Origin of the sequence: Anabaena sp. AL09 (assembly GCF_001672255.1) — a bacterium.
GTDB classification, from domain to species: Bacteria; Cyanobacteriota; Cyanobacteriia; order Cyanobacteriales; family Nostocaceae; genus Dolichospermum; species Dolichospermum lemmermannii.
Window position 1 is genome coordinate 101,819 of record NZ_LJOQ01000006.1, and the last position, 10,933, is coordinate 112,751.

5 protein-coding genes and 3 pseudogenes are annotated in these 10,933 nt (G+C 39.8%); 6 read left to right on the top strand and 2 right to left on the bottom strand.

The annotated features are described in order from the left end of the window. Positions 1-381: 381 nt before the first annotated feature. A pseudogene (dnaK, locus tag AN490_RS01125) lies at positions 382-2,340 on the bottom strand (molecular chaperone DnaK). A gap of 196 nt (positions 2,341-2,536) precedes the next feature. On the opposite strand from dnaK, the pseudogene AN490_RS01130 reads away from it, so the two are divergent. Further along, a pseudogene (locus AN490_RS01130) lies at positions 2,537-2,890 on the top strand (transposase); the annotation flags it as partial. A 6-nt stretch (positions 2,891-2,896) separates the two neighbouring features. Here AN490_RS01130 and grpE read toward each other — a convergent pair. Continuing rightward, the gene (grpE, locus tag AN490_RS01135) at positions 2,897-3,571 is read right to left on the bottom strand and encodes a nucleotide exchange factor GrpE (protein ID WP_299999142.1); all 675 of its coding nucleotides are present in this window, start codon (positions 3,569-3,571) and stop codon (positions 2,897-2,899) included. A gap of 961 nt (positions 3,572-4,532) precedes the next feature. Here grpE and AN490_RS01140 point away from each other — a divergent pair. From AN490_RS01140 to AN490_RS01160, 5 genes and pseudogenes are all read left to right on the top strand, one after another. Beyond that, positions 4,533-4,943: pseudogene (locus tag AN490_RS01140) on the top strand (RNA-guided endonuclease TnpB family protein); the annotation flags it as partial. A 48-nt stretch (positions 4,944-4,991) separates the two neighbouring features. After that, on the top strand, positions 4,992-6,992 hold the full coding sequence (locus AN490_RS01145) for a GspE/PulE family protein (protein ID WP_299999145.1): 2,001 nt from the start codon (positions 4,992-4,994) through the stop codon (positions 6,990-6,992). 64 nt (positions 6,993-7,056) lie between these two features. Continuing rightward, on the top strand, positions 7,057-8,157 hold the full coding sequence (locus AN490_RS01150) for a type IV pilus twitching motility protein PilT (protein ID WP_299999148.1): 1,101 nt from the start codon (positions 7,057-7,059) through the stop codon (positions 8,155-8,157). A gap of 155 nt (positions 8,158-8,312) precedes the next feature. Continuing rightward, a complete protein-coding gene (locus AN490_RS01155; protein ID WP_299999150.1) occupies positions 8,313-9,536 on the top strand; it encodes a type II secretion system F family protein in 1,224 nt (407 codons plus the stop codon). 193 nt (positions 9,537-9,729) lie between these two features. Continuing rightward, the coding region (locus tag AN490_RS01160) for a GTPase (protein ID WP_299999152.1) at positions 9,730-10,933 on the top strand (1,204 nt) is incomplete at its 3' end.

Consider the following 10,933-nt stretch of genomic DNA (forward strand, 5'->3'; position numbering starts at 1 on the left):
ACTTTTAGTTCTATCTGTGATATGCGCTCTTGTGTTCCCTGGTAGATGAAGAAAATATATCCTTGCTTCTCTAAATAACTACTTGAGAAACACATTTCTTTACAGTAAATTCATACAAGTATTAAATAGATTAGGAGTAACGAATCGCACTGAGACAGCAAACGCAAGAATGCTGGAAGTATGAAGTAACTAGTACATCACGGCGTAAATAAAGCAACCATATTCAATTGCCAAAAAGCCCACTGTATATTAGTTTTGACTTTTGACTTTTGACTTTTGACTTCCGCCCTGCGGTACTAGGTCAAAAGAAACGTCAAAAATCTCAGGCTCCGCTAGGGGATGTAGAAACCCCTGGCTCAAACGAAGTTATCCAGGGGTAGTTCATTCTATCGCTTCATAATCAGCTTGTGAGTTATTTTGCTGATCTAAATTAATGTTGAATTGAGGTATTTGTGTGTTGCTTGAAGCAGGATGATATTCTTAGGTAAGATTTATTTGCGTGGCAGCTTCTGATTTTAAATCTTTATTATCAACCTGGTTGTAAACATTTGTACCAATAGCAAAGATAGTTTGCTGGAAATCCTCTAAAAGGGTCTTCAACTGTGTGGGGGACATATTCGGATTGTTCATTGCCGTTTGCAATTGTTCAACTTTCTGATTAGCCAAAGCTATCAACTGCTCACTTAGTAAATTGGCATTATCCCGTAATGTTGAAGCATAAGTAAACAAGAGATTATTCGCTTGGTTTTTGAGTTTCACCAGTTCTTTACGTCTTTGATCTTCTCCGGAAAATAACTCAGCTTGTTGCCGCATTTGCTCAATTTCGTTGTTACTTAAACCGCCTGTACTTGTAATCCGAATACTTTGTTCTCTACCTGTACCTTTATCTTGAGCCGCAACTTTGAGAATGCCATTCACATCAATTTCAAAAGCCACTTCAATTTGGGGAATGCCGCGAGGAGCAGGAGGAATCCCACTGAGGAGAAACTGCCCTAGACTTTTGTTATCCTTGGCCATGGAGCGTTCTCCTTGGAGGACATGGACTTCTACGGAGGTTTGACCATCAACGGCTGTAGAAAATATTTGAGCTTTGCTAGTGGGAATAGTGGTATTCCGGTCAATAATTTTGGTGAATACTTCTCCTAGTGTTTCAATCCCTAAAGATAGAGGTGTAACATCTAACAGTAATACGGTATCTAATTCTCCTCCCAAGACTCCGGCTTGGATAGCTGCACCTAGTGCTACTGCTTCATCAGGGTTGACGGAATGATCTGGGCTTTTGCCATTGAAAAATTTGATCAGGGCGTTTTGAACAGCAGGAATGCGGGTAGAACCTCCTACTAAAATAATCTTATCTATATTCTGCGGTTTGACTTCCGCATCTTTGAGGGCTTGCATCATTGGGGCGATAGTCTCCTGAATTAAACTCCCTGTTAGTTCTTCAAATTGAGAACGACTGAGTTCCATTTCCAGATGCTTTGGTCCAGTAGCATCAGCAATGATAAATGGCAGGTTAATGGAGGTAATAACCATGCTAGATAGTTCAACTTTGGCTTTTTCCGCGGCTTCTCGCACGCGTTGGAGTGCCATTTTGTCTTGGGTAATGTCTATTTTCTCTTCTGCTAGGAATCGCTCTACCATCCAGCAAACAATGGCATTATCAAAGTCGTCTCCGCCGAGATGATTATTACCACAGGTGGCTTTAACTTCAAAAACTCCATCTCCTAGTTGGAGAATAGATACGTCAAATGTCCCTCCTCCTAAGTCAAATACTAAAATTAATTGCTCTTGATCTTGTTTGTCTAGACCGAAGGCTAGGGCGGCGGCGGTAGGTTCGTTGATAATTCTTAATACTTCTAGTCCAGCAATAGTAGCTGCATCTTTTGTGGCTTGTCTTTGGGCATCTGTAAAATATGCTGGTACGGTAATTACTGCTTTTGTAACTTCGTCACCTAAGAAATTTTCCGCGTCTTGCTTGAGTTTTTTCAAGACCATAGCGGATATTTCTTGGGGTGTGTAATTTTGTCCGCGAATTTGGACATCAACGGTATTATCTCTTCCTTTGATGCAATTATAAGGGACGCGACCGCGCTCTAATTCTGTATCTTCCCAGCGACGACCGATAAATCTTTTAATACTGTAGACTGTGTTTTGGGCATTAGTTATAGTTTGTCGCTTTGCTAATTGTCCGATGAGGCGATCTTTCCCTTTACCAAAGGCTACAATACTAGGGGTAGTGCGTCCACCTTCGGAGTTGGCAATTACTTTTGGTTGCCCAGATTCCAAAATAGCTACACAACTATTCGTAGTCCCTAAGTCAATCCCAATGACTTTTCCCATAACAATACTGCCAAAAAAAGAGTATGAAGAGAGAGGGCTGATGTAGTAGAGTTATAGTCTTCTAAAATTACAACTCGAAAACCACACACAGCCCATGTTCGATATCCTAACACTCTTGCAATGCCATACTTGAATTATTTTTAATAAAATACTCCACCGTAAAAAATAAAATTTGACAAAATATTAGGTTGTCGGCGTTAAGGCTTTTAGAAGGTGGAAGAAAACGCAAAAGTTAGTTAGTAAACTTTCTAGAAAAGTTGCCAACCAACGTCAGAACTTTGTTCACCAAGAAACTACACGAATAATCAGCGGTAATAGCACGGTAGTTACTGAAAAATTAGAAGTCAAAAACATGAGTGCCATGGTTGCTTTATTTACGCCGTGATGTACTAGCCTCTTAGACGTGGATGATTCTAGCTCTACTTCAAGCACCAGCAAACGCAAGAATGCTGGAAGTATGAAGCAACTAGGTCGTGCGAAGCGTCAAAAATCTCAGGCTCCGCTAGGAGATGTAGAAACCCCTGGCTCAAACGAAGTTAGCCAGGGGTAGTTCATGTTAACCGTTATCTTGGCTAGACAAATCTTCTGATTCTAAAGGTATATCTTCTCTGGGAGCAGCTACTTTCACCATGGCATGGCGGAGGACACGCTCACCAAAATAGTAGCCGCGAACTAACTCTTCTAAAACTGTTCCTTCTGGATGTTCATCTGTCGGTTCTCGCATGACGGCTTCATGCAAATTTGGGTCAAATTCTTGACCTTCAGGGCGCATGGGTGCTACACCTAGACGTTTTAAACAATCCACCAACTGTTTGTAAACCCCTTGATAACTCTTATGAATTGTCATTTCGCCATCACCTTGGGGTTTGAGGTGCGCTCGTGCTCGCTCAAAATTATCTACAACAGGTAGCAATTCTGTAATTGTATTTCGCTTTACCTGTAAGTCAATTTCTTCTTTTTCTTTGGCAGTTCGTTTGCGATAATTCTCAAAATCTGCGGCAATTCGCATATACTGAGTGCTACGGTCTTCTAATTGAGTTTTAAGCGTTTCAATTTGTTGATTTAACTCTGCTAAAACAGCGATATCTAATTCAATAGGGTTGGCTGTAGCATCACCATGTTCTTCAGTGAGTATGTTATCTCCCTGTTCATTTATTTGGTTTGCTGCTTGCTCATTAACCTCGTATCCAGGTTCGTTGGAGTTAATTTCGGACGGAGAGTCACTTTTCATAAGAATATGTGGTATGTGGTAAATTCAGTCACTTAAGTGCTGAGAAGAATGGTTTGAGGTAAACTTAGGTGTGTTCGGTGACTTTAGCAACTGCTGGCTATATCTTGAGTTGATTAGCCTAATTCCTGGCTTATATAGTGTACCTGTTTATTTTCGTTTACTATTATTTACTCATTCCAGATGCTTTTAACAGCAGAAATTTAACGAGCATTCAGCTAGTAAGCTAATTTTGGGTTTAAATCCCCCTTTTCAACAACCCGCTGACGACGGACTGCTCTTTAAATTACCAATATTTTGGCAGGAAGTGATACCACTAAGCTGTCACGCATCTAGTTTTTGAACCCAATCTGGGCTATAGGCGGGTTTCCACCTCCAAATTATACAATTTAAGTGCGCGACAGCTTATGATTCTATTGTGATAAATGGTGAATAGAATGGGAAATAAAGACAAAATAATTCAAAATAGCTGAACAGTAAGGCTTTGATCTCCAAAAAAACTCTTGCCTTGTTTGTTCTCACTTAATTCTCGGCCATGAAAATTTAAATTTCAGGAGGCAGGAGGAACCCACCCTTACTCATAGTGGGATTAAAGCAAAGACGCTTTATACTGTACTTCGTGCCGCTATGCTAACGCGCTGCGTGTCTTAGTATAATTCTTTCTGTAAACCCAGAACTAAAGTTTTAATTGATACTCATAACCTCCTGCCCCCTGCCTCTTAACTCCTGCCTTTTTGTAAAAAGGTTGTTGACTGAAATTTAACAGTTTTGCGTAATTCCCCACCCTGAATGTACTCATAGGGTGGGGATGTAAGCCAGTCAAAAACGAAACGTTCTTAAAATGTTTTTTACTGCAAGTAAAAGAATTTTGAGGACAGTTGAGTTTTTGACAAAATATTAGGTATTTATAATGTTAGTATAGCATAAGTTAAGAAAGTGAATGGGAGGTAATCATCAATGGCTTAAATCAATTCTTGATGTGGGAATGGGAATGATAAAGTCCGCTCTAAAAGCGAAATTATCAGACATTGGTGGCTTATTTGTAGAAGTTCCTACAAGGAAGGTAAGACCATCTCAAACCTGTCCAAAATGTGGGCATCAAGAAAAGAAAACTTTAGAAACTGCGGATATACCCAACAGCGCGATATTGCAGCGGCAGAAGTGATGTTGCTTTGGTACTCAAATAATCTACCGGGGCTGGGAACGAGCCGCGCTAACGCGCCGCTACGCTAACGTAGACGTAGATGATTCTGCCTCTACTTCAAACACCAGCAAACGCAAGAATGCTGGAAGTATGAAGCAACTCGGTCAAAAAAAACGTCAAAAATCTCAACTTACTGATGGGGATGTAGAAACCTCATCTTCAACGAAGTAAGATGGGGTAGTTCATAAAAGAGGTTTCTCTACCCTAACCCAATTACTTATGACTTACTCATCACCACAACGGCGTAGCACTGCGCTGACTACAAGAACTGAGTTTTCGCCTTTCGGTAATAAATTAGTAACGTCTGGCTATGTCAATAATGAACAAATGAAGCAGGCTGTAATTGCCAGCCGCAAGTCCGGTAAACCACTGACAGAAGTATTAGAATCAATTACTGAGCGAAAATTATCACCTGAGTTTGTCACCGAATACAAAAAACAACATTTATTTGAACTCAAAATTTTATACGGCGTTGAGTCTCTTGATCCCGAAATCTACGAAATTGATACAACAAACGTGGGGAATTTAATTCAAACCCTCATTCCTGTTGATATCTGTCGTCGGCATCACTTAATCCCACTGTCAAGAAATGATAACCAAAGCCCACCTTATGTGTTGGTGGCTATGGTTGATCCAGATAATTTAAATGCTTCTGATGATCTTAATCAGATTTTGCGTTTCCAAGGCTTGTCTTTTCAACGCAGGGTAATTACCCAGAAAGATTATCAGAACATCATTAACAAATTTTTAAATGAACAAGCGGCACACCGAAAGATATTAGACCAGCAAAAAAATTATGATGTCAAGGGTGATTTAGACAATCTAGGGACTCTGGACATAGATGAAAGTAGTGATAATGATGTTGATTTAGATAATGCTATGAAGGGTGCTGATCATGCACCAATCATTAAACTTGTGAATCGGATTTTGTTGAAGGCTTTAACTGAGGGTGTTTCGGATATTCACATTGAACCGCAGGAAGAATATTTACGGATTCGTTTCCGTAAGGATGGGATATTACGTGAGGCATTTGATAATATGCCGAAAAAAATTATCCCAGCGGTAACAGCCCGATTTAAAATTATTTCTAACCTGGACATTGCTGAAAGACGTTTACCTCAAGATGGCCGGATTCGCCGGATATTTGCCGGAAGAAAGGTGGATTTCCGGGTAAATACTCTACCTAGTCGCTATGGAGAAAAGGTTGTTTTACGGATTTTAGATAACTCTGCAACTCAATTAGGTTTGGATAAGTTAATTACTGACCCAGAAACCTTAAATATTGTTAAGGATATGGTTAGTAAGCCATTCGGGTTGATTTTAGTGACGGGACCAACTGGTTCGGGTAAAACTACTTCGTTGTATTCGGCACTATCAGAAAAGAATGATCCGGGGATTAATATCAGTACAGTAGAAGATCCAATTGAGTATAGTTTACCGGGGATTACTCAAGTACAGGTAATTCGGGAAAAGGGGTTGGATTTCTCGACGGTCTTGCGGGCTTTCTTGCGTCAAGATCCAGATGTGTTGCTGGTGGGGGAAACACGGGATCGGGAAACTGCGAAAACGGCGATTGAGGCAGCATTAACCGGTCACTTGGTATTAACTACTTTACACACTAATGATGCGCCAGGAGCGATCGCTCGCTTGGGAGAAATGGGTATTGAACCTTTCATGATTTCCAGTTCTTTAATTGGTGTTTTAGCACAACGTCTAGTTCGTCGTGTCTGTTCTGAATGTCGTATAGCATACACTCCGACCATTAAAGAACTAGTTCGCTATGGTCTATCCGTTTCCCAAGAAGCTCAGGTAACTTTCTACAAAGCCAATACTATCCCACCAGAAGAAATAGCCAGCCATAAAAATCTTTGTCAAAAATGTGGTGGTGTTGGCTACAAGGGGCGTTGTGGGGTTTATGAAGTAATGCGGATTACTGAAGAATTACAAACTCTGATCAACAAGGAAGCACCTACAAAAAGGATTAAAGAAGTAGCTGTTGAAGAGGGGATGAAAACCTTACTAGCTTACAGTTTAGACTTAGTTCGTCAAGGAGCAACTACCTTAGAAGAAGTAGAGCGAGTAACACTTACAGATAAAGGTTTAGAGGCTGAATTAAAAGCTAAACGCAAAAGTGGTCTGACTTGTCTGACTTGTAGTGGGGAATTACAACCAGAATGGTTAGATTGTCCTTACTGTATGACACCTTGCTTTACAGATTAGCCGCACATTTTGAATTGAGAGTTTTAAGTTTTTTATTGTTAATTAATGGGAGCAAAATCAGACTATGGAAATGATGATTGAAGACTTGATGGAAGAACTAATTACTAGAGGTGGGTCAGACTTGCACCTATCCGCTGGATTACCTCCCTATTTTCGGATTAGTGGACGTCTGACACCTATTGGTGAACACATATTGACGGCTGATGAATGTCAAAGGCTAATTTTCAGTATGCTCAATAACACTCAGCGCAAAACTTTAGAGCAAACATGGGAATTAGATTGTTCTTACGGTGTCAAAGGATTAGCTAGGTTCCGGGTGAATGTCTATAAAGAACGTGGTGCTTATGCTGCTTGTTTACGAGCATTAAGTTCTAAAATTCCTAACTTTGAAAAATTAGGTTTGCCAGATATAGTCCGGGAAATGACGGAAAAACCTAGAGGACTAATTCTCGTCACAGGTCCAACTGGTTCTGGTAAGACTACTACCCTAGCGGCAATGATTGACTTAATTAACCGCACTAGGGCAGAACATATTTTAACAGTTGAAGACCCTGTGGAATTTGTTTATGAACCAATCAAAAGCCTAGTTCACCAACGCCAATTAGGAGAAGATACGAAGAGTTTTGCTAATGCTTTAAAAGCAGCTTTACGAGAAGATCCCGATATTATTCTGGTAGGAGAAATGCGGGACTTGGAAACCATTGCGTTGGCGATTTCCGCTGCAGAAACAGGCCACTTGGTACTTGGTACACTACATACAAGTTCTGCCGCACAAACCGTTGACCGGATTATTGACGTTTTTCCCTCAGAAAGACAAACTCAGGTGCGGGTGCAGTTGTCTAACTCCTTAGTCGCAGTTTTTAGTCAGACTTTAGTACCTAAGAAAAATGTCAAGTCAGGTGAATATGGGCGAGTCATGGCTCAAGAAATTATGATTATCACTCCCGCTATTTCTAACTTAATTCGGGAAGGAAAAACAGCACAAATTTACTCAGCTATTCAGACGGGTGGTAAATTGGGAATGCAAACTCTAGAAAAAGTTTTAGCTGATTTGTACAAAGCTGGAACTATTTCTTTTGAAGCAGCAATATCTAAAACTTCTAAACCAGATGAAGTCCAGCGTCTAATTGGTGCAACAGCCCCAGCAGGAGCTAAATTACGTTAACAGGCAGGGGCAGGAGGAATATTTCTTCCCAATGACAACTAACAACTAACAACTGACAACTGTACGGGCGAAGCATTTGGAGAACTATTTTTGGCAATGACCGATAATTTATCTTCCAAATGCACTGACCAATTCTAAAATTTTAAATAAATATTATGCCTACCTACGTTACTCGTATTCGTGATTCTCAAGGAAAATCCAGGACCGAAAAATTTACCGCTGATTCCTTGAATGATGCTCGCAATAATATTATAAATCAAGGTTTTATTATTCAAGATTTAAAAGAATCTCAAAGCTTGGCTTCTCGGTTCGATATCCAAAAGATTAAGAATTCCTTTGTCAAGGTTTCTGTTAAGGATAAAGCAGTTTTTTCCCGTCAATTTGCTGCTTTAGTAAATGCGGGTGTAGCCATAGTCAGAGGCTTGACTGTACTTTCTGAGCAATGTAGTAATCCTAAACTTAAAGCTGCTTTAGTAGAAATTTGTGGCGATGTTCAGACTGGAATTAACCTCTCAGATTCCATGCGTAAACATCCTGAGTGTTTTGATGGTTTGTATGTGAGTATGGTACAAGCTGGCGAAGTTGGGGGTGTGTTGGATGAAGTCTTAAATCGTCTAGCTAAATTATTAGAAGATATGGCACGATTACAGAATCAAATTAAATCAGCTATGTCTTATCCAGTGGTTGTGGGTTTTTTAGCAACTGCTATCTTTGTGGGCCTGACAGTTTTTCTGATTCCAATTTTCGCAGATATTTTTGTATCCCTAGGAGCAGAATTACCACCACTTACATTATTCTTAATGACCTGTAGTAAAGTCTTACGAAGCTATTGGTCTTTGTTGGTTATTGGGATTTTATTTGTATTATCGTTTCTTTATAAGCAGTATTACAAAACCCCTGTTGGTAGGTTACAGATTGATAGTATTGCCCTAAAGCTACCTTTATTTGGTGATTTGATTCAAAAATCTGCTATTGCCCGTTTTAGTCGGACCTTTGGTTCATTGACTCGCTCTGGAGTCCCGATTTTAACTTGTTTAGAAATTGTGCGAGATACATCAGGAAACCAGGTTATTGCTAATGCCATTGACGCTGCCCGTGAAGAGGTTCAACAAGGGGGGATGATTAGTGTTGCTTTGCTCACAGAAAACGTTTTTCCAGCTATGGCAATTCAGATGATGAGTATTGGTGAAGAAACGGGACAACTAGATGCAATGTTGATGAAAGTCGCCGATTTTTATGAAGATGAAGTAGAACAGGCAGTTAAATCACTCACCAGTATTTTAGAACCAGTAATGATTGTGGTACTGGGGGGAATGGTGGGGACAATTTTGCTGGCTATGTATTTGCCGATGTTCAAAGTATATGAAAAGCTCGGTTAAGGAAAGGTTGAAAGATGGAGAATGAAGACTAAAAAAATCAATTTAATCCTTCATTCTTCATACTTTATCTTGCGTATTTGTCATCTGATGATATCAACACCCACCGTGAGTGTTATTTTCCTGGTAAATTTCCCTGGTAAAATAAGTAATAAATCACTAATCGAACATCCACAACCCAAAAAGTTATCAAACAATGATCCGTTTAAAACCCTGGCAATGGATAATCTTAGTTTCACCAATTGCGGTAATTATCTCCTTCCTTCTCATTTCCGCAGGAACGCAAATTCACGCTTGGGGATTAAGTTGGATTTGGGCTTTATTTACATTTGTATTTGTCGGTTGGCGGTGGTTGCTGGTACGCTGGACTAAACCGGCAATAAATCAAATTGAAGCTGTTTTTGCAGAAGTAAGAGAAGAATTAGAAACTACCACAGAGAATAATTTAGTCATCGAAACAAATACGACTAAAGCAGTAGAAACCGCATTAGAAAATATTCTCACCGCAGCCGCAAATGATTTACCTATTTGGGAAGATTGGCAAACTTTTTGGCGAAGATGTCAAGATTTAGTAGTAGCAATTTCTCATATTTATAATCCTCAAGTTAAATATCCGCTTTTAAATATTTATATTCCCCAAGTTTACGGTTTAATTCGGGGTACAGTAGATGATATGGATCAATGGATGCAAAAATTATCTCCTGTTCTCAATCAAGTTACCGTTGGACAAGCTTATCAAACCTATGAAGTTTATCGTAAATTAGAACCATCTGCCCGTAAATTATGGAAAGTTTGGAATTGGGCGCAATGGGTATTAAATCCTCTTACTGCGGTGGCAAAAAAAGCTAGTGAAGGTGTGGGAAATCGCGCTTCTCAGGAATTATTAATAAACTTGAGTCAACTATTAAGAGAAGCAGCTTTGCGGAACTTATGTAAACAAGCTATCGCTCTCTATGCAGGCACTAAAATTGAATTACTTACCCCCACCCTACCCCAAGTTAAAACCCAAACCCTGCGGGACATTCTCACCCAAGCTGAACCCCCAGAAATCGTTGCCCAAAAACCCGTAAATATTCTCATTATTGGGCGCACAGGTGCAGGTAAAAGTAGTTTAATTAATACTCTTTTTCAAAATGAATTGGCTGCGGTTGATGTTTTACCCAGTACAGATAAAATTCAGAATTACCATTGGGAAACAGAAAATGGGGAAATTCTCAACCTTTGGGATACTCCCGGTTATGAACAGGTAAAACGGGAAGATTTGCGAGATTTAGTCATTGATTATGCTATTAATGCTGATTTATTATTATGGTTCTACCGCTCCCTTTATGGAGAAATAGGATTGAAATACCAAGGTAGTAAAGCACGAACTCGGAAATTTTCAAAATTCCGGAATCCAT

What these genes read in the sequence shown, in the direction of transcription:
- grpE (WP_299999142.1), bottom strand. Translation starts at nt 3,571, where the DNA reads ATGAAAAGTGACTCTCCGTCCGAAATTAACTCCAACGAACCTGGATAC.
- AN490_RS01145 (WP_299999145.1), top strand. Translation starts at nt 4,992, where the DNA reads ATGACTTACTCATCACCACAACGGCGTAGCACTGCGCTGACTACAAGA.
- AN490_RS01150 (WP_299999148.1), top strand. Translation starts at nt 7,057, where the DNA reads ATGGAAATGATGATTGAAGACTTGATGGAAGAACTAATTACTAGAGGT.
- AN490_RS01155 (WP_299999150.1), top strand. Translation starts at nt 8,313, where the DNA reads ATGCCTACCTACGTTACTCGTATTCGTGATTCTCAAGGAAAATCCAGG.